General features: G+C 31.8%; 26 protein-coding genes. 9 read left to right on the top strand and 17 right to left on the bottom strand.

Features of this window, described 5'->3' with window-relative positions; genetic code table 11:
• Nucleotides 1–51: 51 nt before the first annotated feature.
• On the bottom strand, nt 52–273 hold the full coding sequence (locus B3R94_RS05790) for a hypothetical protein (RefSeq protein ID WP_125349179.1): 222 nt from the start codon (nt 271–273) through the stop codon (nt 52–54).
• Nucleotides 274–303: 30 nt separating this feature from the next.
• Entirely contained in the window at nt 304–561 is a 258-nt protein-coding gene (locus B3R94_RS05785; RefSeq protein WP_125349180.1) for a hypothetical protein, read from the bottom strand.
• A 308-nt stretch (nt 562–869) separates the two neighbouring features.
• On the opposite strand from B3R94_RS05785, the gene B3R94_RS05780 reads away from it, so the two are divergent.
• Both B3R94_RS05780 and B3R94_RS05775 read left to right on the top strand, forming a co-directional pair.
• Nucleotides 870–1,952, top strand: a complete 1,083-nt coding sequence (locus tag B3R94_RS05780) for a hypothetical protein (RefSeq protein WP_291099272.1) — start codon at nt 870–872, stop codon at nt 1,950–1,952.
• The gene (locus B3R94_RS05775) at nt 1,936–2,565 is read left to right on the top strand and encodes a hypothetical protein (protein WP_125349181.1); all 630 of its coding nucleotides are present in this window, start codon (nt 1,936–1,938) and stop codon (nt 2,563–2,565) included. Before B3R94_RS05780 ends, B3R94_RS05775 begins: the two co-directional genes overlap by 17 nt.
• On the opposite strand, the gene B3R94_RS05770 is transcribed toward B3R94_RS05775, so the two are convergent.
• From B3R94_RS05770 to B3R94_RS05745, 6 genes are all read right to left on the bottom strand, one after another.
• Complete coding sequence (locus tag B3R94_RS05770; protein WP_114998413.1) at nt 2,505–3,062, bottom strand: 5-formyltetrahydrofolate cyclo-ligase; 558 nt, start codon at nt 3,060–3,062, stop codon at nt 2,505–2,507. The two genes, B3R94_RS05775 and B3R94_RS05770, sit on opposite strands and share 61 nt — an antisense overlap.
• Before the next feature lie 30 nt (nt 3,063–3,092).
• Nucleotides 3,093–4,106 carry a radical SAM protein gene (locus tag B3R94_RS05765; RefSeq protein WP_038336547.1) on the bottom strand — a complete coding sequence of 338 codons (1,014 nt, stop codon included), beginning with the start codon at nt 4,104–4,106 and terminating at the stop codon, nt 3,093–3,095.
• 386 nt (nt 4,107–4,492) lie between these two features.
• Nucleotides 4,493–5,407: a hypothetical protein gene (locus B3R94_RS05760; RefSeq protein WP_291099268.1), complete on the bottom strand. Its 915-nt coding sequence runs from the start codon at nt 5,405–5,407 to the stop codon at nt 4,493–4,495.
• A gap of 29 nt (nt 5,408–5,436) precedes the next feature.
• Nucleotides 5,437–5,910 (bottom strand): ribonuclease HI, encoded by a 474-nt coding sequence (gene rnhA / locus B3R94_RS05755; RefSeq protein ID WP_038336544.1) that lies wholly within the window; start codon nt 5,908–5,910, stop codon nt 5,437–5,439.
• Nucleotides 5,911–5,913: 3 nt separating this feature from the next.
• Complete coding sequence (locus tag B3R94_RS05750; RefSeq protein ID WP_291099265.1) at nt 5,914–7,764, bottom strand: M1 family metallopeptidase; 1,851 nt, start codon at nt 7,762–7,764, stop codon at nt 5,914–5,916.
• Entirely contained in the window at nt 7,761–8,507 is a 747-nt protein-coding gene (locus tag B3R94_RS05745; protein ID WP_291099262.1) for a lysophospholipid acyltransferase family protein, read from the bottom strand. Before B3R94_RS05745 ends, B3R94_RS05750 begins: the two co-directional genes overlap by 4 nt.
• A 72-nt stretch (nt 8,508–8,579) precedes the next feature.
• On the opposite strand from B3R94_RS05745, the gene B3R94_RS05740 reads away from it, so the two are divergent.
• On the top strand, nt 8,580–9,200 hold the full coding sequence (locus tag B3R94_RS05740) for a hypothetical protein (RefSeq protein WP_291099259.1): 621 nt from the start codon (nt 8,580–8,582) through the stop codon (nt 9,198–9,200).
• Here B3R94_RS05740 and B3R94_RS05735 read toward each other — a convergent pair.
• On the bottom strand, nt 9,175–10,800 hold the full coding sequence (locus B3R94_RS05735; RefSeq protein ID WP_291099256.1) for an alpha/beta fold hydrolase: 1,626 nt from the start codon (nt 10,798–10,800) through the stop codon (nt 9,175–9,177). The two genes, B3R94_RS05740 and B3R94_RS05735, sit on opposite strands and share 26 nt — an antisense overlap.
• Nucleotides 10,801–10,966: 166 nt before the next feature.
• On the opposite strand from B3R94_RS05735, the gene pgi reads away from it, so the two are divergent.
• Entirely contained in the window at nt 10,967–12,619 is a 1,653-nt protein-coding gene (pgi, locus tag B3R94_RS05730; protein WP_291099253.1) for a glucose-6-phosphate isomerase, read from the top strand.
• Between the two features lie 46 nt (nt 12,620–12,665).
• Here the strand turns inward: pgi and B3R94_RS05725 are convergent, their stop codons facing one another.
• The 8 genes from B3R94_RS05725 to B3R94_RS05690 all read right to left on the bottom strand — a co-directional run bounded on the left by B3R94_RS05725 (nt 12,666) and on the right by B3R94_RS05690 (nt 20,126).
• Nucleotides 12,666–13,904: an MFS transporter gene (locus B3R94_RS05725; RefSeq protein ID WP_280035183.1), complete on the bottom strand. Its 1,239-nt coding sequence runs from the start codon at nt 13,902–13,904 to the stop codon at nt 12,666–12,668.
• Nucleotides 13,904–15,637: a thiamine pyrophosphate-dependent enzyme gene (locus B3R94_RS05720; protein ID WP_291099247.1), complete on the bottom strand. Its 1,734-nt coding sequence runs from the start codon at nt 15,635–15,637 to the stop codon at nt 13,904–13,906. Before B3R94_RS05720 ends, B3R94_RS05725 begins: the two co-directional genes overlap by 1 nt.
• Before the next feature lie 229 nt (nt 15,638–15,866).
• Entirely contained in the window at nt 15,867–16,388 is a 522-nt protein-coding gene (locus B3R94_RS05715) for a plastocyanin/azurin family copper-binding protein (RefSeq protein ID WP_114998433.1), read from the bottom strand.
• 96 nt (nt 16,389–16,484) lie between these two features.
• Nucleotides 16,485–17,132, bottom strand: a complete 648-nt coding sequence (locus B3R94_RS05710; RefSeq protein ID WP_052217917.1) for a 7-carboxy-7-deazaguanine synthase QueE — start codon at nt 17,130–17,132, stop codon at nt 16,485–16,487.
• 4 nt (nt 17,133–17,136) lie between these two features.
• Entirely contained in the window at nt 17,137–18,012 is an 876-nt protein-coding gene (locus B3R94_RS05705) for a bifunctional 5,10-methylenetetrahydrofolate dehydrogenase/5,10-methenyltetrahydrofolate cyclohydrolase (protein WP_038336522.1), read from the bottom strand.
• Nucleotides 18,013–18,162: 150 nt separating this feature from the next.
• On the bottom strand, nt 18,163–18,621 hold the full coding sequence (locus B3R94_RS05700; protein WP_291074720.1) for a hypothetical protein: 459 nt from the start codon (nt 18,619–18,621) through the stop codon (nt 18,163–18,165).
• A gap of 88 nt (nt 18,622–18,709) precedes the next feature.
• Nucleotides 18,710–19,123 (bottom strand): hypothetical protein, encoded by a 414-nt coding sequence (locus B3R94_RS05695; protein ID WP_291099244.1) that lies wholly within the window; start codon nt 19,121–19,123, stop codon nt 18,710–18,712.
• A gap of 1 nt (nt 19,124) precedes the next feature.
• Nucleotides 19,125–20,126 carry an NAD(P)H-dependent glycerol-3-phosphate dehydrogenase gene (locus B3R94_RS05690; RefSeq protein ID WP_180905634.1) on the bottom strand — a complete coding sequence of 334 codons (1,002 nt, stop codon included), beginning with the start codon at nt 20,124–20,126 and terminating at the stop codon, nt 19,125–19,127.
• A gap of 96 nt (nt 20,127–20,222) precedes the next feature.
• On the opposite strand from B3R94_RS05690, the gene B3R94_RS05685 reads away from it, so the two are divergent.
• From B3R94_RS05685 to B3R94_RS05665, 5 genes are all read left to right on the top strand, one after another.
• The gene (locus B3R94_RS05685) at nt 20,223–21,641 is read left to right on the top strand and encodes a lipopolysaccharide biosynthesis protein (protein ID WP_125349197.1); all 1,419 of its coding nucleotides are present in this window, start codon (nt 20,223–20,225) and stop codon (nt 21,639–21,641) included.
• 2 nt (nt 21,642–21,643) lie between these two features.
• On the top strand, nt 21,644–22,078 hold the full coding sequence (dut, locus tag B3R94_RS05680; RefSeq protein WP_291099240.1) for a dUTP diphosphatase: 435 nt from the start codon (nt 21,644–21,646) through the stop codon (nt 22,076–22,078).
• A 97-nt stretch (nt 22,079–22,175) separates the two neighbouring features.
• Nucleotides 22,176–23,198 carry a sugar phosphate nucleotidyltransferase gene (locus B3R94_RS05675; protein WP_291099237.1) on the top strand — a complete coding sequence of 341 codons (1,023 nt, stop codon included), beginning with the start codon at nt 22,176–22,178 and terminating at the stop codon, nt 23,196–23,198.
• A 7-nt stretch (nt 23,199–23,205) separates the two neighbouring features.
• Entirely contained in the window at nt 23,206–23,994 is a 789-nt protein-coding gene (locus B3R94_RS05670; RefSeq protein WP_291099234.1) for a DUF4292 domain-containing protein, read from the top strand.
• Entirely contained in the window at nt 23,994–25,661 is a 1,668-nt protein-coding gene (locus B3R94_RS05665; protein ID WP_291099231.1) for a murein hydrolase activator EnvC family protein, read from the top strand. The genes B3R94_RS05670 and B3R94_RS05665 overlap by 1 nt, the downstream gene beginning before the upstream one ends.
• Nucleotides 25,662–25,671: the final 10 nt, after the last annotated feature.

The following is a 25,671-nucleotide window of genomic DNA, read 5'->3' as shown; positions in this document are numbered from 1 at the left end:
GAAACAAAAAAATCCGCTTAACGAGCGGATTTTTTTTTGAGTTTTTAAGTTCTATTTCGCAACAGAATCTTTTGTTGTTCCTGCTGGATTTACAGTTTTCGAAGAATCTACCGTAACTCCTTCTACAGAATCTGCCGAAGGAATTTCTGCTTTTTCAACATTTACAGAATCTTCAATAACTGTTGTTGGTTCTCCTACACTTGTTGGTTCTTGTTTACAAGAAATTGCTGTGAAAGAAATCGCTGCGAAAGCGAATAACGCTAATTTTTTCATTTGATTTTTTTGTTTAATCTATTCTACAAATTATTTTTTCTCTGTTGTTGTAGTCTTAGTTGTTTCAACTTTTACAGGAGTTTCTTTTACAACTGCCGAATCTTTGATCACAACAGAATCTTTTCCTACAGAGTCAATTTTTACAGAATCTTCGATTGTTGTAATCGTGTCATTTTTTACTTCTGTTTCAGTTTTTGTTTCTTTCGATCCAAATAAATTACAAGATGTTAGACCAAATGAAGTTCCGATTACTCCTAATACGATTACGTTTAATGCTAATTTTTTCATAACTTTAATTTTTGATATGTTTAATTGATTTTTTGTTTTTCTTGATTTTTTCAATCATTTTGTTGAACCAAAGTTAAGCAGACATCAAAGTTTTTTGAAGCAAAATAGTTGTAAGATGATTGTAATCCAATCATCTAATATTCAACAAATGTTTTACAACAAAAGAAATCATTTAACAACGCATTAATAAAGAAATACAACTCAACATATCAAAAAAATTATTTTATTTGTAGTTGTATTAAAAGACAATTTGTAAAATCGAAATTATTTTACAAAATACTGAAAACCAACTTTATAAATTTTATTTTTTGAGCAAATTTACAGATATAGAAATTTTCGAAATTCTGAAAAAAACGATTTCAAATCGATTTTTGGAAGAAAATTCTGCTCAATCCGAAAATATCTCCGATTGGAAGGGGCAAGAAATTACATCTTTTCAAGACGATTTATTCAATAAAACCAGATCTACTGTTAGTGAAAAATGGTTTTATACGTATTTTAAGTCAGATTTTAAGAAACTTCCGCGTATTGATATGCTCAATCTTTTGGCGCAATATTGTGGATATAAAAATTGGGCACACTTTCTTAATGTTCAGAAAATCGAACATTTTGGTCCAAATAAGACTGAAGAATCGACGATTGAAGCAACAGAAAACGAAAATTTTTCATCACAACATATAATTCCTGAAGAATCTGAAGTAGAGATTCCAGTAGATGTTAAACCATCAACAGAAAAAGAAATAATTCAGGTAAAAGAGAAAGTTGCTAAAACAAAACCTAAGCTAAAATTGATTTCAATAATAGCAGCTGCAGTTGTTTTGTTGAGCGGAATTGGCGCAACTATTTATTTTTCAATTTTTGGTCAGCGAGAATATGAATTTTGTTTTGTAGATTCGGATAGACAAGCTGCAATTACCAATTCTGTTGAGGTTACAATTATTAGAGATGGTTTTACACCACTTTATTTATCGACCAAAACAGGTTGTATCAAATTTGAATCGCAAAAAGATACAATCAAGATGTTTGTGAGTTCGCCTTACTATAAACAAGATACGTTTAAGGTTAATTTGCATCAATATAATCAGCCTGAAAAGCTATTGTTAGAGCCAGATGATTATAAGATTATGCTGTATTATTATTCGAATTCAGCAAAAGATTTGAAACAACGAATTTCTAAGCTAAATCAAATGATTGCGGATGATGCGTTGATTTATCAAGTGTATGACAATGATTTTTTTGGTGTAGAGATTCTTTCGAAACAACAATATATCAATTTAGTTACAATGCCTACGACGTCATTAAAGAATTTTTCTTTGATCGAATCGGAAAGGAAAAATGGAAAAATTGTGAAATTAAAATTTAAAATCCAACAAGATGAGAACGATAAGTAAAATAGTTCAGTTTAGCATGATATTGCTGATGAGTGTTTGGATGATATTTTCGTGCAAAGACGATAAATATAAAGGAGATTACAACCCAGAAGCGATAAAAGGTTACAAAAACGAGGCATCGACTGTAAGTAGTAAAATGGATTCTGTAGAAGCTGTAAATTTTATTGCAAAGCAGAAATTGCGTGAGTTTTTTGAGCTTTCGGCGTTGGCATCTAATACCAATGATACGGTTGTTGATAGCTTGTTGAGAGATCAATTGTTGTCTTATTTTCCTAAAAAAGATACGACCGAAATATTTTCGTTATTGAGAGAGCTTCGTTCGAAAAAAGTAACATTTACTTCCGTTTCTAAATTTGCAATTTTACCAAAAGATTCGATTACACCAGACTCTATCAAGCGAATTGCGTATACAATTAATTATTTCAATTCAGATAAAAAGTTAATCGAAACCAATAATCATGTTGGTGTATTTGTGCTAAAACAAGAGCCAATCAAATTTCAACGAGAGTTTAAATTCTATTTCAGAACATTAAATGAGAAACAAGACTCGATTCAGAAAGATTCAATTCCATCTGGAGTAATACAAAAATCAAGAGGAAAATCGCCGAAATAAGCGTCTTCAATATATTCGATAGGTCTAAAATAAGTTAGACCTATTTTTTTTGAATCAGGTCTACATCTTGCCAAAAATTTATCATAATATCCGCCACCGTATCCGACGCGATTTCCTTTTTTATCGGCAACAAACATTGGAATAAAAATAATATCAATAGCTTTAGAATCAATTTCTGAATACTGAGTGGGTTCTGGAATTTGAAGTGAATTTAATACCGTTTCGAAACTTTTTTCGACTTTACAATTAATCATATCATTGCCAACAACCAAAGGCAAAACCACATCTTTTTGCTGTTGAAATAGCCAATTTATGATTGGATAAGTATTGATTTCGTTATTTTTTTCGATAGGTAAGAAAATATGAAATGTCTGATCTGTAGAAAAATCTAACTGTTTGATGTGTTCAAAAATTTGCTCACTCAAGTCATTCACTTCTTCTTTAGTGAATAATTTTCTCAACGTTCGATAATATTTTCTAGCTTCAGATTTAGTCATTTCTTCGTAGTTTAATACGAAGTTAAGATCTTACTCAATAATATTATAATTTAAAGAAGTTTTTGTTTTGAGTTTATCCATTTGTTTTTTACTCGAAAAAGCATTTTTCAAAAGTTCTTTTGATAGACCTATTTTTTTAGAGAAATCGTTAAAAGTATCCTTTTTGTAATCAAATTCATCTTTCCACGTATAACCAGGTCGTATGTAACAATAGGTATAATTATAAACTAAACTTTCTACGTTTGTTGCGTTTACTAATTCATCGTAAGTTGAAGTTGCTAATAAAGTCATTTCTCTATTCTTTGATTCAGTTTTAATTTCTCTCAAAACCGAATCATAGCTATCTTTCAGGCTCGAAATATCTGTATCTTGATATTCGGTATCACCCATGCTTTTCATTGGACGAATTTGGAGAATATTTGGTTCATATTGTCCATACATCGCAAAGAAATCCATCAATTCCAAGAAATTATCTTTATTGAACGTATAATTGATTCTTAAAATAAGATTCGGATTATTTTTCTTTTCTTCATAAATTGCTTGTAAAGCTTCGTGAAATTTATCGAAAGAAGCTTTTCCCATAAAGTTTTCGTAAGCTTCTTGATGTACACCATGCAACGAAATAGTGAATTCATTCAATCCATTATCCACAAGTTCTTTTACCTTTTCTTTGGTTAACAAATTTGCATTCGTTGTAAGCGATATATAAGGAACCTTATGTGCTTTTCCTAACGAAACAATTTGCGCTAGATCTTTATACAAAGTAGGTTCTGTACCGCAACCAATTTGCAGTTTAAGAGCTCTGCCAAACATTTTATCAGCTAAAATTGATAAATCTTCTTTTGGAAAAATACCTTTAGTTTTCTTTACATAATTTTCATCTGTAAAATAACACATTTTGCAACGTAAATTACAAGCCATCACAGGATCAAAATTGACAGCAATATATCTTTGATTTGTTTTATGCAAAAGATACATTCCTAAAAATTTTATCCGATGATTTTTAATTAACCAATTTAATTTTAAAAGCTTATAAACGTTCATATCTTAATAGTGTAATTTGATTCTTACAAATATACTTTAAAACGAACGCGATGAAGAATTATTTCTTTTTCTTTGAAAGAACTTAATTGTAATTATTTTAAGAAAAATACGACAAAAATAAAACAAACGATTGCCATAAAAAGCAATAAGTTTATTGGTTTTACTTTCATTTTACTAAATATAGACTTTTTGTAAGTTTTGTGAATTCTTTTCGGTTTAGACATTTTCAATTTCATTACTAATTCTACAATATAGATGCAAATTTCTTAAAAAGGTTGCTTGTAAAAAAGTTAAAAAACACAACTAACAAGTATACTTCTGTGTCTCAATTAAATAAAAAATGTTTAAAAAATGCTTTCAGATTCTGAAAGCATTTTTTAAAGTTATCAACCAAACTTTTTCATTCTTTTTGCAGCCTCGTCCAACCAAGGTTGATAATTGCAATGTTTTTGTATTGCTTGATAAATTCCGTTGCTATTCGGATCTTTTGGATCAAGTTCATAAATTAATGAATTAATAAATCCATTTTTTATCGATTGACTTTTGATGTTTTCCAATAAAGCATCCGCAGAAAGACCTTGATATAATTTTTCTTGTAAGTTTGTTAAGACAATATTGCGGTAACTCTGATACGTTCTATAATCCTCGTCATTATCTAAATCGATTTCATCTAATTCTGTCAAAAAATTAACAGGTAATTGCTGAGAAGCAGGATTGTAATATGTGTACGAATCCTTGTACATGTACAACAAATTGATAAAATCGTAATTTAAATTCGTTTTTTCTGTTTTGATGAACGAAGAATTAACTTCTAATTTTTCTAAATTTTCGAAAACTTTTTGATGAAACTTTTTGATTTGATTTTTGAAATCTGGCGGAGCAAGTTTAAATAATTCGGTATGTTCAGTTAAGAATTTATCCGTTTTAAAACTTTTGTCAACCAAATAATTGTTTCGATTTTTTCCTATTCCAGAGAATTTGAAATTATTCTCCAAATGTTTTAAATCTGTATTTAGAATCAAACTATCACCTGGAATCAAATAAATTGTAAACTCTTCGCGCTCGATAGAAAGTGTCTTATAACCTTCGTCAACTAACTGAACTGTATCCGAAAAGTTTCCATCAAAATCTAAAGCAAAAGCTTTTTCACGATTATTCAATAATAAGTAAATGCTATCTGTTTGCGCATTTGCGATTCGTCCACTAAAGTAGACAAGTTCACCTTTTTCTTTTTTAGGTGAACAACTGTAAATTGTAATTAAAATTAGTGGGAGAAATCTCCACAACGTCTTCATTTTCATTTTTCTCTCTGCCTCACAAAAGTAGAAAATTATTCTTCGTTTTGATGAATTTCGAAGTAAGAATCTATCTTAAAATTTTCTGGTTTATTTGCTGCCGCAACCGCCAATTTATCAGCTTCTTCGTTCCAATGATGTCCAGCATGACCTTTTATCCATTGAAATTTTACGCGATGAATTTTATAAACCTCTAAAAATCTTTTCCACAAATCAGCATTCTTCTTTCCTTTGAAATTCTTTTGCACCCAACCAAAAACCCAACGTTTTTCCACAGCATCTACCACATATTTAGAATCCGTCACAATAGTAATCTCCGTGTTGGTGAACTTTAGCGTTTCCAAAGCCGTAATAACCGCTAGCAATTCCATTCGATTATTGGTTGTTAGTCGAAAACCTTGAGAAATTTCTTTTTTGACTTTTTTCTCGGTTTCCAACAAAATACAACCAAATCCTCCTGGACCAGGATTTCCCAACGACGAACCGTCTGTATATGCTACAATCGCCATGTTTTATGGTTTGTAATTTAATATTGTATCAATTGTTTGACGTGCAACAAAGTGATAATTTGGACGCGCATCTTTATAGATATTCTTCGCTAAATCTAATTGATTAGACTCTTTCAATGCTAAATACAAAGGCTCTAAAAATTTACGACGACCAACATTTACCAAGAATTCTTTCGCATTTGTGTTGACTTTATCGTAATGCATTAAAAATGCTTTTTCGAACCAAGCACATTCAATTTCTGGATTTTTTGAATTTGTAAAATCATAAATAGCATCCAAATAAGCTAAATCTTCTTTTGTGTTTTTAGTCGTATCAATTTGACGAATAAAATGAACCCATTCGTTTGTAGATTTCGTAGATATCGCCACTTTTTTTGGTGCAACTTTATTTCTTCCGTTTGTAATATCTTGCTGTAATTGTGCTTCTGCTAAATCGAATAATTTTGAAGTAGGTTTTTTCAAATCTTTTGGCCAACCTATGTTATAAATCCATTCTTGAACAAAAGAATCGTCTCCATTTGTCAAATTAGCTTTCAAATATTCGACAAATTTTTCTGTAGTCATTGTTTGGAAAGCGTGCGAAGAAAAATATTGATTCAAGAATTTATCAAACTTTTCTCGTCCATATTTATCTTCTAACATTTTCAAAAATAAATAACCTTTATCGTATGGAACATCAGAAAAAGCATCATCAGGATTTGCTCCTTTCATGTTCACTTTTAATGAAGTATATTTTTCTGGAATATTTTTCATCGACGTTTCCAAATCTTGAAAACCGATTACCGAAATCATATCCGCATAATCTTTTCCTTCTAATTCTTCCATGATTCGACGCTCAAAATAAACTGTAAATCCTTCGTTCACCCAGAAATCATCCCACGTAGAATTCGTTACTAAATTTCCAGACCAAGAATGAGCCAATTCGTGTGCAATCAAATTTGTCATCGAACGATCACCTACAATTGCAGTTGGCGTAGCAAACGTTAAACGCGGATTTTCCATTCCACCAAAAGGAAACGAAGGCGGTAAAACCAATACATCAAATTGTTCCCAAGGATATTTTCCGTACAATTTCTCGGCAGCAGTTACCATTTTTCCCATATCGGAAAATTCCCACGCAGCAGCTTTTAACAAACCAGGTTCTGCATAAACACCCGTTCTGTTGTCGATTGATTGATATTGTACATCTCCAACAGCCAAAGCAATCAAATAAGGTGCAATTGGTTGTGGCATTTTGAAGGTGTAAACACCTTCGGTATTTTTTTCTTTCGGATTGATTGCACTCATCAAAGGCAACAAATCTTTTGGTGTTTTTACTTTCGCATCGTACGTTAAACGAACACTTGGTGTATCCTGAATTGGAATCCAAGAACGTGTTAAAATTGCTTGTCCTTGAGACAATAAAAACGGATGTTTTTTATCGTGTGTTTGTTGCGGATTTAACCATTGTAGAGCATTTGCATCAGGCGAAGTTTTGTAGAAAACTTTTACAATTGTATCATTTGGCGTAACATCAATGATTAAGGCTTGACCTTTAATAGAATCTTTTTCCCCTAGTTTGTATGTTGTTTTTTTTCCATTCGCTAATAAAACTGAATCAATTGTTAACTTTTCGGTATCTAAAATCAATTGTTTTGCTTGATTATTTTCGAATGTATAAGCCGCCGAACCTTTGATTTGATGCGTATCGAAATCAGTTTCGATATCTAAACTCAAATGTTTGATGCGAGCTTTATCTAAATCAGAAAAAGTTTGATTATCCTTTGCTTCAATTTCTGTGTTAGAAGTGATTTGTTTATTGCAACTAACCGCCGTTAAAGCCGTTCCTAATGCGATATAAACTAAATTTTTCATTGTTCTAAATCTTTTAAAATCATGTTGTAAGCAGCTTCTTTCAAAGCAGCTTTATCGTTTTTTACATTCAAATCTTTCGTTTCGAAAGTCGTCAATAATCGAACTTTGATTTTCCCTGGATATCCTCGAAACCAATTGAATGGAAACATTTTATTAACACCGTGAATCGCCAAAACAGCCAAAGGTGTTTGTGTTTCAATCGCAATGTTAAACGCTCCATCTTTGAAAGGATCCAAATAAATTTTGAATTCTTTGTCGTTTGTAACGCCGCCTTCAGGAAAAATAAAAATACTCAGATTTTTGTCTAACTTTTTCTTTGCTTCTGGATAAACTAGTGCTTTACTACGTACACTTTTTCGGTCGACAGGGATACAAATTCGTTCGAATATTCGTCCAAAGATAGGGATTTTAAGCAATTCTGCCTTGCCAACAAATACGATAGGATGATGTTTTAGAATCGTCAACATCAACATAATATCCATCACCGAAGTATGATTAGCTATAAAAACATAATTTTCTTTCGGATCGAGTGGAACAAGTTTTTTGTAATCTATTCTGAATCCTGTTCCATACAACACAAATTTGCCCCAATATCTAATTAACGGATAAATATATGGGAATGTTTTTTCGAAACTTGCCAAAGGTAGCACGATAAAAACACCAATTGTTAGGACATAAATTGAGGCTAATAAAATCATCCAAATGCGCCAAATAAGGACGAAAAAACCTGTGATGTATTTCATTGAGTTGGTTTAGTTGGGTAAAGATAAGGTGTTTGGAGAATTTTAACCAAGTCTTTTTATTATCTTTATAAGATGAGAAATAATTTACTTTTTATACTAATCATTTTATCGTCAAGTTTGTTGTGTGCTCAACAAATCTATAATTATGATTATACCTGTAAAATTCGCGATTACAATTTTATACCTCAAATGTATAATGAATATCCATTCAACAAGACGAAGAAAATTGTTTTTGTAGAATATAATTATGGAATTTTGGCTTTTGAACCAAAAGATAAAAATGACACTATTGCTCAAAATAAATGGAAGATTTTTGCAGAAAAACGTTCAAAATTTTATGACTTTATGCGAAAAAGAATATCTTTTGATTCAACTCTTTATAAAAACCCAATTCAGCTTTCAGAAAATCAGATAAATGAATTGAAAACGATTATGGTGAATTATCAGGAAAATATGAAAGGTAAAAATTTTTCTGTTAGTAAAACAGGTTGTGGTTTTCAACCTGATAGTTCTATTTTATTTTTAGACGAAAATGATTATTTGATAGAAGATATAACTTTGTGTCATAGTTGTAAAGAAATAGAAGTCCTAAATCAAGATAAAAGAAATTTCGAACTTATCGGTTATCCTTGTGATACTCAATTTGAATTGTATGATAACTTTTTTATTAATCTTTCAAAAACCTCAAAATAGCTTCATTCAACACTTTTGGCTGTTCGAAAGGAACATAATGTGTCGAATTTGGAATAATCAATAACTCTGATTTTGAAATATTTTGTTGAATTTCTTTTGTATGACTCTCTTTTACTTCATCTTTTTCACCAGCAATAACCAATACAGGATTTTGAATTTTATTTAATTCATTTTTTGTGATATTTGGTTCATTTAACATTAAGTTGATTAAACGTAAATTGGTATTTTCGGAAGGCTTATTTGCTAAACTTTTCAAACTCCCAATCAGTTCTTCGCTTACTCCATTTGGATTAAGAACTGCTCCAATAGTTACAATTTTATTAACTAATTCAGGATATTTAGAATTAAAAATTAAAGCTGTATTTCCACCATCACTCCAGCCAATAAGATTGACTTTCTTTAGATTAAATTTTTGAATGATTTGAAGTAAATCGTTTGCAAATTCTTCGTAAGTGTAAGGTGTATGTGTCAAATCGGTACTTCTACCTTGTCCGCGCGTATCAAGAACAATTACTCGATAATGCTTCGCAAAAAATGGAATTTGTTGATAAAAATCCTCAATACTTCCATTATTTCCGTGCAAAAATATCAAAGGCTCACCTTCTCCATATTCTTCATAATAAATCTTCGCATCGTTTATATCAACATATTTTCCTGACTTATTTTTTCCGTAAATCGACCTTTTAGCTTTCTCTTTATGCTGATAGTATGAAATCAATTCTTGTGTTTTTGTATCAATTTCTTCAGACTTTTCTTCATTTATAGTTAATTTATCTTTTGAGTATAAAACTTCTAAGTTAGCGATAAAAACTCCTGCAGAAGCTTCCCAATTTCCTTGACTTTGATACCTAAACAACAAGTCTTTTCCTAAAGATTTCTTAGCAGAAATACCAAAAACAAAATCTTCTTGATCAAGTTTTTTATAACGAACTAATTGTAATGTTACAGCAATTTGCTCTACATTTTTGAATCGAAATTTATAAGGAGTTAAATCAATTTTTTGCCATGCAGTTGTAGAAGTTTTATAAATAATATTCTCATCTAAAATAGATTCTACGGGTAATCCATTTTTGACTGAATAAATATTAACTTTCAGCGTAATTTCTTCAAATTTTGAACTTGGAATAATATGAAAGTTAAATGCATTTAGTTTTGTATTTTGGTAAATTTCAAAAATATTTCCTTGTTCAATTGTAGGTACATTTTCATCAAACATTTTAGAAAAAGTAAGCATTGGACGAGTTTTTTGACCAATTATTTTTTCTTTCATTTTTTCAGATTTAACAATAACTTCAGCTAATGAAACTTCTTTTTCCTTTAAAATTATAACTGAGTTTTGTTGAATTTCTTCAATAGATTTCGAAACTTCTTTATAACCAGCTGCATCAAAAATTAAATGACTTTGTGTGAAATTTTCTGGAATTTCGATTGAAAATAGACCATTTTCATCTGTAATAGCTCCAACTTCTGAATTTTTTATTCCAATCGAACAATAAGGTATAGCTAAATTATTACTGTCTTTTACACTTCCTTTCAATTGAATTTGAGCTTGAAGAATTGTACAAATTGTTACGATTAATATAAAAAAATAGTTGCGCATATTTTATTGTTTTTGTTTATAAGACGAATTGTTTTTAAAAAGGTTACATGACAAGATAGATAATTATTTCTTAAAATTTTTCTGCTACAACGTTATCGCAATAATATTGATTTTGAGATGAATTTGAAATGATTAAATTTGTTAAGGAAAGAATACTAAAAATATTATGGCTTTAAATACAATCAATCCAACAACTACAAAGGCTTGGAATGCGTTAGAGAAACATTTTCAAACGATTCAGCATACATCAATCAAAGAACTATTTGCTCAAAATTCAAATCGTTTTGAAGAATTTTCGATTCAATATCCTTCATTATTAGTGGATTATTCGAAAAATAGAATCAATGCAGAAACGATTCAACTTTTGGTTGATTTGGCGAAAGAAATGGATGTTGATACTGCAATTCAGCAAATGTTTGAAGGAGATGTCATCAACGTAACAGAAAAACGAGCTGTTCTGCATACAGCTTTACGCAATCGCTCTAATGAAGAAGTTTTGGTTGACGGAAAAGATGTGATGCCTCAAATTAATGAGGTGTTAGATCAGATGAAATCTTTTTCGGAAAAAGTAATTTCGGGTGAATGGAAAGGTTTTTCAGGGAAAGAAATTACAGATGTTGTCAACATCGGAATTGGTGGTTCGGATCTTGGACCTGTGATGGTGACAGAAGCGTTGAAACATTATAAAACTCGTTTAAATATTCATTTTGTTTCGAATATTGATGGAACGCATTTAGCAGAAACTTTTAAAGAAATAAATCCTGAAACAACCTTATTTATTGTTGCTTCAAAAACATTTACAACGCAAGAAACGATGACAAATGCGTTTTCTGCAAAAGAATGGTTTTTGAATTCTGATGCACAAGAAGCTGATGTTGCGAAACATTTTGTGGCATTATCAACAAATGCAGAAGGTGTTGCAAATTTTGGAATTGATACGGCAAATATGTTCCAGTTTTGGGATTGGGTTGGTGGTCGTTATTCATTGTGGAGTGCAATTGGTTTGAGCATTGCTTTGGCAGTTGGTTTTGATCATTTCGAAGAATTATTAGAAGGAGCTCACGAAATGGATTTACATTTCAAAACAGAAACTTTAGATCAAAATATTCCAGTTGTATTAGCGCTTTTAGGAATTTGGTATAACAATTTCTTTGGAGCTGATTCGGTTGCTTTGTTACCTTACGAGCAATATTTATCGCGTTTTGCAGCTTATTTTCAGCAAGGAGACATGGAGTCGAATGGTAAATATGTTGGTCGTGATGGAAAAAAAGTGGATTATGAAACGGGACCAATTATTTGGGGAGAACCAGGAACAAATGGACAACATGCTTTTTATCAATTAATTCATCAAGGAACAAAATTAATTCCAGCTGATTTTATTGCAGGTGCTAATTCGTTGAATGTTTTAGGCGATCATCACGCAAAATTGTTATCAAATTTCTTTGCACAAACAGAAGCTTTAGCTTTTGGAAAAGATGAAGAAACGGTTGTTGCTGAATTAGAAAAAGCAGGGAAATCGAAAGAAGAAATTGATTTCTTAACAGCTTTTAAAATATTTGAAGGAAATCGTCCTACAAACTCAATTTTATATGAAGTATTGACACCAAAAGTTTTAGGAAATTTAATTGCCATGTACGAACACAAAATTTTTGTGCAAGGAGTTATTTGGAATATTTTCTCTTTTGATCAATGGGGAGTAGAGTTAGGAAAACAATTAGCAAATGTGATTTTACCAGAGTTAGAAAATGATGAGCAAGTTACTTCTCATGATGCTTCTACAAATGGATTAATCAATGCTTATAAATATTGGAGAAAATAATTTATCAATATAATTACTAAAAAATCCGCGTGTTGAGCGGATTTTTTTATGAATTTTTGTGACCAGTTTCTTTTAAAAATAAGGTTAGAATAATGGCAATAAATATTCCAATGATCCAAAACCAAATTGCTTGATGATAATGTACAGTTTTATCTGTAACATTTACAATTTCGTTTCCATATAATTTAGCAAAAACAGGATTAACTAGAGAAGTTACACCAAATGTCAAAAAGTTTTGAACTCCAGTTGCAGAGCCTTTTACATAATCTGGATTAGCTTCTTTGATAACCGAATATGGGATCATTGCGACTCCAGAGAAAAGCCCAAAAATGAAAAATGTAACTTTTATTGGAATTAAATCTGAAAGATAAATGAGTTGTAAAAACATCAGGATCATTCCGATACAACCAAAAAGAATAACAGGTTTTCTTTTTCCTATTTTATCCGTTATATAACCCATTAATGGACATCCAACTACCCAGCCTAGTGACGCCATAGCAGCAGTCATAGCAGCAGTGTGAGCATCAAAACCTAAGTCTAATTTGAAAAAAGGAACAGCCCAAGTCATAGCAAAAATTGTTGTCGGTATAAATAATAATCCAGAAATAATACCAGTTAACCACGAATTTGGATTGCTGAAAATAATTTTGAAAGGTTCTATAAAAGAGGTTTGTTTACTTTTTTCGATCTCTTCTTCAGACGATTTTGGAGTTATGAACAGCATTGCTACAGCTGGAATTATACATAAAACTCCAGCAATTATCCAAAATGTTTTATATCCAAAACCATTTTCTAATAATGGCGCAACCACAAATTGACCTGCCGCTCCACCAAGCATTCCTATACATTGAGAGAAGCCTATTGCTGTTGCTAAAGATTTTGAAGAGAATCCTTTGGTTGCTAAATAGACACAACCAGGAAAAGCAAATGCGCTACCCGCTCCTTGTAATAATCTGCCTGTTGTTCCAGCGAATTGGGAGGAAGCGATAAATAAAATGCATCCTATTCCGAGTATAAAACACCCTGCAAACATCGAATATCTTGCGCCAAATTTGTCTAAACATATTCCAGCAATTAAAGCGAATATCGAATAAGTGTAATAATATGTTCCAATGAGAGAAACTAAATTTTCTTTAGAAATGTTGTAATTCTGAGCCAAATCTGTAATCATTAATGAAGGCGCAGAACGGGTTGCGTAATCAATGAAATAGAAGATTAAGCCTAAAACCCATGCAATGATGAAAAGTTTTTTACTTGATTGTGTGATAGATGATGATTGATTCATTATAAATCTTTTAAATGTTTATAATTGGATTTAATCGTTTCCATTACCTCATCCATTTTTCCACCTAACATTAGTTTTGCCATAGATTTTGTCATTCCAATCATTTGATCAAGATCTACTTTTGGAGGCATTGCTAAAGCGTTTGGATTTGTAAATACATTTAATAAATACGGTCCATTATGAGCAAAAGCTCTTCCGATTGCATCAGGTAAATCATCAGGATTTTTAACCGATTCGCTTTCTATTCCCATTGCTTTTCCAATCAAAGTAAAGTCAGGATTTTCCATATCTGTTTCATTGTCAGTTAAACCAGCAACTTCCATTTCCAATTTAACCATTCCTAATGTTCTATTATTAAAAATAATAAGTTTAACAGGTAGATTATATTGTTTGATGGTTGCTAAATCTCCTAATAACATTGAAATTCCACCATCACCACACATCGCAATAATTTGTCTGTCAGGATATGCCATTTGTGCACCAATCGCTTGAGGCATTGCATTTGCCATAGAACCATGATTAAAAGATCCTAACATTTTCCTTTCCCCCGTACCCGTTATATAACGTGCTCCCCAAACACAACACATTCCTGTATCAACTGTAAAAATAGCATCTTTTGTAGCTAACTCATCTAATAAATAAGCTGCATATTCGGGTTGAATGGCATTTTCTTTACCTTTTTCATGAACAAATGTCATTTTGCTTTCAAGAACTTTCTTGTACATTTCTAATTGACTATCCAAAAAATCTTTGTCTTGCTTAGGTTCTAATAACTCAATTAATTCGTTAATTGTTTCTTTTGCATTTCCGACTAATCCTAAATCAATTTTAGCTCTTCGTCCAAGTTTAGAGCCATCTGAATCAATTTGAATGATTTTTTTATCTGTTGGAATAAAATCTTTATAAGGAAAATCGGTACCAATCAAAATAATTAAATCAGCTTTGTGCATAGCATGATAAGCAGATGGTTGACCAAGTAATCCTGTCATTCCTATTTCATTTGGATTATTGGGTTGAATACTCATTTTTCCTTTGAACGAATATCCAACTGGAGCATGCAAATGACGAGAAAGTTTTATAACTTCTTCATTTGCTTGAGATGCGCCAATTCCACAGAATAAGGTAATATTATTAGCATCATTTATAATAGAAGCAGCTTCTCTTAATTCAGTTTTATTTGGAGTAATAATAGGTTGATTGAAATAGAAATTCGAGGTATAATTACTTTCAACGGCTTCCATTTCTGCAATATCTCCTGGAAGTCCAATAATTGCAACATCTTTTTTTGAAATAGCATGTTGTATTGCTGTTTGTACCATTCTAGGAACTTGTTCTGCTCGAGTAATAATTTGATTATAACAACTACAATCATCAAAAAGTTTAATAGTATTCGTTTCCTGAAAATAATCTGTACCAAATTCTATTGTAGGCAGAGTAGAGGCAATTACAACTAAAGGAGTTCTTGATTTATGCGCTTCATAAACTCCGTTAATCAAATGTACATGACCAGGACCAGAACTTCCAGCGCAACATCCAATCCCATTCAATTCTGATTCGGCAGTAGCAGCTATTGCTCCAGCTTCTTCATGTCTTACATGAACCCAATCAATTTTGTCACTTTGTTTAACTGCAATATTAAAAAAATTGAGACTATCACCAGTTACTGCATAAACACGTTTTATATTCGCTTTTTCTAGTAATTCTACAATTTGATGTGCTACATTCTTTCCCATAATAAAGTATTTTTTTGATTGTGACTAACAAGTTATGAAATTATAGAATGAAAATATTTGGAATAAGTGTTAAATATTTGAACAATAAATTTTTGTAAAATAAAAAAGCCTGTTAAGAAACAGGCTTAAAATTAACACATGAGGACAAAATTTACTCTACTAAATCTTATACGATTAATATAATTCAATATTTGTGCCAATATTATATTTGACATATTAAATATTTAATTTATTTAACCGCTTTTATTTTTCCATTCATTGTTGCAAAATGTCCTGGGAAAGAGCATAAAAAATCATAAGTACCTTCTTCTAAGGTAAATTTGATTTGATCATTTTCTTTACCACCTAACAATTTTGTGTGCGCAATAATTTCTGATTGTAATTCTGTCGGAATATAATCTGTCGCCTTAGCAGAAGCCGCTGTATTTGCAAAAGCAGAAGCATCAGAACCTGGTTTTAACAAAATAAAATTATGTCCCATTGCTTCTTTTGACATTTCACCAGCATTCATTAAGATTAAAGTTACTTCTTCACCAGCTTTTACTGTAAATTCAGTTTTATCGTAGCGCATATCATCACTCGCTTTCAAAACAATATGATTGTTTGTAGCAGGCGTAGCTGTAGAAGTTTCAGCATCTTCTGATGGAGCTGTACTATAATCTATTTCTGGTTGAGTTGTTTCATCTTTCTTAGAACCTCCGCAGCTCATCATCAAAATTGCCGCGAAACTCATCAAAACTATTTTTTTCATTATTTCAATTTTTTGTTTGATATAAAAATAATGAAATCCAGTAACTTAAAAAAGTTTACTCAGTCTAAATAGAACTGATTTTAAACAGATAAATATCTAAGGAATATCCAAATATTTGTGTGTTTGTAAAGAATAACGCCATTTCGGATTTTCTTTTACATATTCCACAATCAATGGAAGATTTTTGTCGCGTTTGCTCCATTCTGTTTGTAAGAAAAGTGTACAATCTTTTCCAACACGAGCAGCTTGTTCTTCAGCAAACTGAAAATCGTGATTATTGAACACAATACATTTCAATTCATTTGCAGCTTCGCAAACTTCGTCTAACGGCAACATTAATTTTTTAGGAGAAAGACAAACCCAATCAATTTCTCCACTCAACGGATAAGCACCCGAAGTTTCAATATGGATTCTTGCACCTTTTTCGTGTAGTTTTTTTGTCAAATAAGTCAAATCCCACATCAAAGGTTCTCCTCCTGTAATAATGATTGTTTTGGCTTGAGAAGTTGCCAAATCCACCAATTCATCAACATTAGTTAAGGGATGCTTTTCAGCATCCCAACTATCTTTTACATCGCACCAATGGCAACCTACATCACAACCTCCTAATCGAATAAAATAAGAAGCCACACCTGTGTACATTCCTTCACCTTGAATTGTGTAAAAATGCTCCATAACAGGCAATAATTTCCCTTCTTGTATCAATTGTTGTTCTTCTGCAGTTGTTGATGCAATGTGTATCATAATTTTATTTTTTGTTGTTGTATGCCAACAATGTGTTTTTTAATAACATAGCGCGTGTCATAGGTCCAACTCCTCCTGGAACTGGCGTTATCCATGATGCTTTTTCTTTTACATTATCAAAATCTACATCACCAGCTAATCTAAATCCTCGTGGATTAGTTTCGTCATCAACGCGTGTAATTCCTACGTCAACGATAACCGCTCCATCTTTTACCATATCAGCTTTTAAGAAACCTGGAACACCTAATGCAGTGATCACAATATCAGCTTCTTTTGTAAATTGTTCTAAATTTTGAGTTTTCGAATGAGTTAATGTAACTGTACTGTTTCCAGGATTTCCGTTTTTACTCATCAAAATACTCATTGGGCGACCAACGATGCGAGAACGACCAATCACAACTGTATGTTTACCAGCTGTATCAATGTTATAACGCTCTAACATTTCCATAATTCCGTAAGGTGTAGCAGGTAAAAATGTTTCCATTTCTAACGCCATTTTCCCAAAATTCATCGGATGAAAACCATCTACATCTTTTTTAGGATCAATTGCATTGATAACCGCTTCTTGATCGATGTGTTTTGGTAATGGCAATTGCACGATAAACCCGTCCAATGTATCATCATTGTTCCATTTTTCAATTTCAGCAATCAAATCTTCTTGAGAAATTGTATCAGGCAAACGTAATTCTGATGACTCGAAACCTACAAAATGACAATCCTTGATTTTATTGTCAACATAGGTCTGAGAAGCACCATTACTTCCTACTAAAATTGCACCCAAATGTGGTACACGAACTCCTTGGTCCTTGTAATTCTGCACCAGCTCCTTGATCTCTTGTTTGATCTCTTTTGCCAGTTTAATACCGTCTAAAATTTGCATTGTTTTGTTGTGTTTGCGCAAAGATACGGACAAATTGGAAAATAAATCATTAAGTTTTGAGTTGATGATTTTCTGATTAAATAGAAAAACCACTTCGTTGTGAAGTGTTTTTAGCATTATTGATATTTTTTCTGCGATTCTTTTAAGTAATTAAAAACTTGTGTTGTGTTCATTTTTTTTAGAATTTATATTAAAAATAAACATGCCAGTTTCGACATTGAAATAATAATCTTTTTCTCCATTTTTCAATTGAAACCATTCCAACAAACCATTTGTAAGATTAACACCAATCCAATTGATTTGTGAAGTTTTCAGATCGAAAATAAAATTATCATTCGGATTATTTGTGGTGATATAATGTGTTTTGTCGTCCAAAACATATAAAACACCACTTCCTTGAAACGCTTTCATTTTTAAGAATTTTGATTGTAGATTTCCAAAGTTATAACGCAAAACTGCTTTAAATTCTACATTTGGAGGAACTTGTGTTAACAAAGCATTTTGTTTCTTTTCGCGTGATTTACTTGACCAAAAAGTTATTCCAAAAATTAAGGCAAATGGTAAAAAACAACAAAGTAATGATGATAGTAATGAGAGAATGTTATCCATAATAGATTGATTTAGGTTGTGTTAAGATACAAAAAAAAGCTGTTAGTTTTCTAACAGCTTTTTTGAAATTTTATAAAGTTTGATTTTATTACAAATTACTCATTTTTTCTTCTACAACTTTTCGTTCTTGTGCAATCAAATGATCTTCTTCTGTCGGAAATTGAAAAATTCCAGAATTGATACTTTCAATGCGTGTCAAGACTTCGAAAGAAGCTTTTGCTTTTGTGATATCTTCTCGATTTAGATAAATACGAATAGCTTTCATAAACGTCAAAATATTTTTCTTTTTCAATTCATCTGCCAACAAAAACTGATCGCGTTCTTCGTTTGCTTCCAATAAAGTCGACAAATTATTGTCATCAATTTTGTAATACGATTGTAACATTTGATTGAAAATAATCAAAAAACCTTCATCAGCATTTCCAACTTCTAACGAAATGATTCGAGCCAATTTTTTGTTTAATTCTTGAATATATTTTGAAATAAAATCTTGTTTAATCATCTTAATCTAATTTTTTAGACAACTTTTCGAAAGTTTTTTTTGCGTTTTTATCTTCGTATAAAATCTTATGAACAGCGTTGATAATTGGCGCTTTTATTTGGTATTGCTCGTTCATAATTGCCACACCTTTTGTCGCATAGTAACCTTCGGCAACCATATTCATCTCCAAAATAGCAGATTTTACGGTGTAACCTTTTCCAATCATATTTCCGAACATTCGATTTCGTGAAAAGAACGAATATCCTGTTACCAACAAATCGCCTAAATAAGCCGAATCGTTAATTTTACGCTTCATAGGACTTGCAGTTTTTAAAATATGATTCATTTCTCGAATCGCATTACTCATCAAAACTGCTTGGAAATTATCTCCATAACCCAAACCATGCGCTATACCTGCTGCAATCGCGTAAATATTTTTCAATACCGCGCCAAATTCAGTTCCGTAAATATCGTTTGAAAGTTTTGTTTTGATAAAATCACAAGCCAAACAATCCGCAGCAATTTGTGCTTTGTTTTCGTCTTGCGCCGCAATTGTCAAATATGAAAGACGCTCCAAAGCTACTTCTTCAGCGTGACAAGGTCCACTTACAATTCCTAATTGTTCTTCTTTTACGTCGAATTTATCAAACAAATATTGTCCAACCAATTGATAATGATCTGGAATAATTCCTTTGATTGATGTCACTACAAATTTATCTGTCAACGGAACAGTTAATTTACTCAAACAATCGACAACGTAAATAGATGGCACAACCAAAAAGATGATATCCGAATTCATGACAACTTCGTTGATATCCGTTGAAATTTTAAGCTTTTCTGACTTAAATTCGACATCAGTTAAATAATTTGGATTGTGTCTATTTCGCTCTAAATATCCTTTTACGTATTCATCTTTTACCCACCAGTTGAAAGTTTCAAGGTTTTTATTCAGCATTTTTGCAATCGCAGTTGCCCAGCTTCCGTTCCCTATTAATCCAACTTTACGATTAGATAACTCTATCATAATATATGTATTGAACAGACAAAGTTAATTAATTTGTAGCTTAGGTATTTTGAATTTTACGAAAAGAAACTCAATTTTGTAAAAATTTTAACGACTTTGTATAAAAAGCTTTTTAGTGAGACCATTATCTACGGTATTGGCTCTATATTGCCGAGGGTAATTATTTTAGCATTGAATTTTTTTATTATCAAGCAAGTTGATAATTCAGATTTTGCAATGTTTTCTCAATTATATTCTGCGGTTTCTTTCCTGAATGTCATTTTAACATTTGGTTTCGAAACAGCTTTTTTCCGCTACGCAACAGAAGAAGGAATGTATCAAAAAGTTTTGAATACAGCTTTTTGGTTTATGGTGATGAGTTCTACTGCAATGCTCGTTTTAGTTTTTCTTTTTTTACAACCTCTGGCAGATTCTGCAAATTATAGCGATCACCCAGAATATATTTTGTGGTTTGCGTGGATTGCTTTTTTTGATGCAATTTGTGTGATCCCTTTTGCAGTTCTACGTTTTAAAAATCGACCAATATTATATACAACAATTCGCGTAATTCAGAATGTTTTTCAAGCAGTTTTGACAATTGGTTTGTTGTATTATGTTTCGAAAGATTTTATGCTAGGTTTAGGTTTTGATAATGCGATTTCCTATCCTTTTATAGCGAATTTATTAGCGAGTATTTTAGGATTTGTATTATTAATAGGCGTTGTACGTCATGTTCAATTCAAATTTGATCAATCACTTTTCAAACAAATGTTTTTGTACGGTTATCCGATTATGATTGCTGGTTTGGGGTATATTTTAAATGAAAATTTCGATAAATTAGTTCAACGACAATTAATAGATCCAGCAGCAGCGGGTTCTTATGGCGCTTGTTACAAATTAGCAACATTAATGACGCTTTTCGTAACAGCTTATCGAATGGGAATAGAACCATTTTTCTTTAAAGTTGCCAAAAAAGGAGATGCAAAACAGACATACGCGAATATTTTGTTCTTTTTCAGTATCATTTGTAATATTGTAATTCTTGGAATTTTAGCAAATATTGACTGGATTAAGAAAATATTTGTTCCAAATTCAACGTATTGGAATGCTTTAGATATTGTCCCAATTATTTTAATTGCGAATTTATTTTTCGGAATTTATTATAACCTTTCAACATGGTACAAAGTAACGGATAGAACAAGTATCGGAACTATAATTTCATTGGTTGGTGGTGCGATTACTATTATTTTGAATGTTTTTTTATTGCCAAAATATGGTTTTATGGTTTCTGCCTGGACAACTTTATTGGCGTATGGTGTAATGATGGTGATTTCGTACATTTGGGGTCAGAAAGTTTATCCGATTCCGTATAAAGTCAATAAAATTGTACTTTACATGGGAATTGCAATTGCTTTAGCATGTACAAATTATTACATTCTCGATTCTAATTTGATTATTGGTAATCTGATTCTTATCGTGTACATTGCGTTTATTGCGTTTGCGGAAAAAAATACACTTAAAAAACTAAGAAAATAAAGATGAAAGTAAAAGTTATCAACATCTCGAAACACGCTTTACCAGAATATAAAACAGCTTTATCGGCTGGAATGGATTTAATAGCTAACATTGATGCACCAATCGAATTAAAACCTTTGGAAAGACGATTAATTCCAACAGGATTGAGCATTGAACTACCAGCAGGTTACGAAGCACAAGTTCGTCCTCGTAGTGGAATGGCGTTAAAATATGGTTTAACTTGTTTGAATTCTCCTGGTACAATCGACGCAGATTATCGTGGAGAAATCGGTGTTATTTTAGCAAATGTTTCTAACGAAGCAGTTATAATCAACGATGGTGAGCGAATTGCACAATTAGTAATCGCAAAACATGAAACGGTTGAGTGGGAAGAATCAAACTCTTTAAATGAAACTGAACGCGGAGCTGGAGGTTTCGGAAGTACAGGAAAACAATAAATATTTTTTTTGTCATTCTGAACTTGTCGAAGAATCTAAAAAGGAATTAATTCAATTATAAAATATCAATCTAACAAAAAATATTTTTAGAAATAAAATGAAAATTATTATCCCAATGGCAGGACGAGGTTCTCGTTTACGCCCTCATACATTAACAACACCAAAACCATTAATCCCTATTGCTGGAAAACCAATCGTACATCGTTTGGTAGAAGATATTGCAAAAGTTTGTTCAGAAAAAATTGACGAAATTGCTTTTGTAATTGGTGATTTTGGAGCTGAAGTTGAAGCTGATTTAATTGCAATTGCAGAAAAATTAGGAGCAAAAGGAACAATTTGTCATCAATTGGAGCCGCTTGGAACAGCGCATTCTATTTGGATGGCGAAAGAAGCTTTGCACGGACCAACGGTTGTGGCGTATGCAGACACATTATTCCGTGCTGATTTCAAATTAGATATGGAGTCGGATGGTGTTGTTTGGGTAAAACAAGTTGATAATCCTTCGGCTTTTGGTGTAGTGAAATTGGATGATAATAGCGTTATTACAGATTTCGTTGAAAAACCAAAAGAATTTGTTTCGGATTTGGCGATTATCGGGATTTACTTTTTCCGTGATGGACAAAAGCTATATAAAGAAATTGAATATTTATTAGAAAATGATATTCAAAAAGGTGGTGAATATCAATTGACGGATGCATTAGAAAATATGCGTGCGGCGGGTGATAAATTTACGCTTGGAAAAGTGGACGAATGGATGGATTGTGGTAACAAAGCGGTTACGGTTGATACTAATACACGTGTGTTGAATTTAGATAAAGAAGATTTCAAAACGATTTCGTCTTCTGCAAAAATTGACAATTCATTAATTATCGAGCCATGTTTTATTGGAGAAAATGTTGTGATTAAAAATTCGAAAATTGGACCTTTTGTTTCATTAGGAAATGGAACGGTTGTTGAAAACTCGAATATTGATAACAGTTTGATTCAAGAAAATTCAATCATCAGTAATGCAAATCTTACAGATACAATGATCGGAAATAATGCTAAATATTATGGTGTTTCGCGAAGTATCAGTTTAGGAGATTACTCAGAATTGGATTTCAAATCTCACGAAGCATAAAAAAATTATGATCAAAAAATTAACGTATATCTTTTGTTTAGGAGTTCTTGCAACAGCTTGTAACACTCAGAAAGTAGCAAAAGTAGATAAAGATAATACAGAAGTTGTTTCAGCTTCTTCGAAAATTATTCAGCAAACCTTATCAAAAAAATCATTATTCAAAGATTTGACGATTAAGGCAAAAGTTTCAGCAGATTTGGGAGATGCAAATGCTACAATTGCTGTGAAAAATGGGCAAAAGATATGGGTTAATGCAACGAAATTTGGACTTACAGGTGCACGTGCATTGATTACGCCTGATGGTTTTTCTGCTTTCGAAAAAATCGGTGGAACATATTATGAAGGAGATTTTTCTATTGCAAATAAATTATTGAAAGTTGATTTTATCGATTATCAAAAATTACAAAATTTGATGCTAGGAAAAGTTTTCGTTGATCTTAATCCAACAGATTATACAGCTACTTTTACAAATAATCAATATACGATTACATATAATAAAAATCAAGCAATTGCGACTTCTCCAAAAGAAGGCGAATACATACAAACATATGTTTTTGATAACGGTTTTCGATTGAAAGAAGCACATCTGAAAGATCCAAAACGAAAAATGGAAGTTGATTTGGCTTATGACAATTGGATAAAAGCTGGAGCAGAGGAATTTCCGAAAAATGTTAAAATTATTATAAAAGAGAAAAAAACGCGTCAAATAGACTTGGAATATAATAGTTTTACGTTTCAGGAAACGAACACACCGTTCTCAATTCCAAATGGGTATAAGAAAAAAGAAATAAAATAATGAAGTTTGTTTTATCAACTGTACTTTTAACGTTGTCATTATCAGTGTTTGCGCAGGTTCCTTACAATAAAGCGAACTTACAAAAACAGAATGCTCAGCTTAAAAAAGAGATTATAAACTTAAACAAACAACTCGAGGTTAATAAGCAAAATTCGAAGTTAAATGTTGATTTTGTGCAGAATTTGACGAAAAAAATTCAGGTACAAACAAAATTAGTTAACAACTTATCGAAAGAAAAACGCTTTATCGAGGATGAAATTTATTTAACTCAATTAGAGATTAATAAACTTTCGCGCGAGTTGGTTGAGCTAAAAAAAGACTACAAACAGGTTTTGGTTCGAGCATATAAGAACAAATCTGTTGAAAATAAATTACTTTTTGTTCTTTCTTCTAAAAGTTTGGGAGAAGCATATCGTCGTATCAAATATTTAGAAAAATATTCGGCTTTTCAATTAGGACAAGCAAATGAAATAATTGGTAAACAAACTGATATTCAGACGAAAAAAGCAAAAAAAGAAAAAGCGAAAGACGAAAAAGAAAAAGTACTTTCTCAGCAAACTTTATTTAGTCAAAATCTTGAAAAAGAAAGATTAACAAAAGAGAAAGCGGTCGAAGAATTCCGTAAAAATGAAGGTGTTATTGCTGCAGAAATCAATGCGAAAGAAGCACAACAACGTCAAATTGATGCACAGATTAAAGCAATTATTGAAGAAGAGATTCGACAAGCAAAGATTCGTGCAGAAAAAGATTTAAAAGATTGGAACGAAGCTAAACGAGGAAATACAATTGCATCTTATAATGAGTATTTAAGAGATAACCCAAAAGGAGATTATGCGAAATCTGCTCGTACAGTTATTTTAAGAATTGAGAATGATGCCAAAGCATGGAATATTGCACGTTCAGCGCATACAAAACAAGCGTATCAATCTTATTTGAATCATCATCCAACAGGAAGTTTCGTATCTACAGCAAAAACAGAAGTTGCTAAATTTGAACAATTAGAACGCGAAGCAGAAGCTGAACGTCAACGCATCATTGCACAACGTAAAGCAGAAGAAGATGCTCGTCTAAAAGCTCAAAAAGAAGAAGATGCTCGTAAAATTGCAGCAGCTAAAGCTGAAGCTGAGCGTAAAGCGAAGATAGAAGCTGAGCAGAAAGTTGTTGTAAAAGTGCCAGAAAAAGAACGTGTTGTAAAAGTAGATGCAGTAAAACCGGCTGAGACTTTTGCAGAACGTCCAGATTCTGAAGGTATTTCGGGAGAATTCTCATCAAACAAAGGTCGTCTACCTTGGCCTGTTGATAAAGGAACGGTTGTAAGTAGATTTGGAGCTAATTCTCACCCAGTTTTATCTAATATTACAACGCAAAATAGTGGTGTTGATATTTCAACTTATCGTGGAGCACATGCACGTGCTGTTTACGAAGGAACTGTTCAAGCTGTAATGAGTGTATCTGGAAATGGTAAGTCTGTATTGGTAAGACATGGTTCGTATTATTCAGTTTATACAAACTTATCAAGTGTAAGTGTTTCGAAAGGTGATGATGTAAAACGTGGTCAGTCTTTAGGAATTATCTATACAAGTGGAGATGGAGAAACAATCATGAATTTCCAAGTTTGGAGCGGAACAACAAAACAAAATCCTGCTTCTTGGGTAGCGGGAATGTAATAAATTAATT

It is taken from the genome of Empedobacter sp. UBA7611, assembly GCF_002484365.1.
Classification (GTDB): Bacteria; Bacteroidota; Bacteroidia; order Flavobacteriales; family Weeksellaceae; genus Empedobacter; species Empedobacter falsenii_B.
Note: the sequence above shows the minus strand (reverse complement) of the source record. Positions and strands in the feature narration are given on the sequence as shown.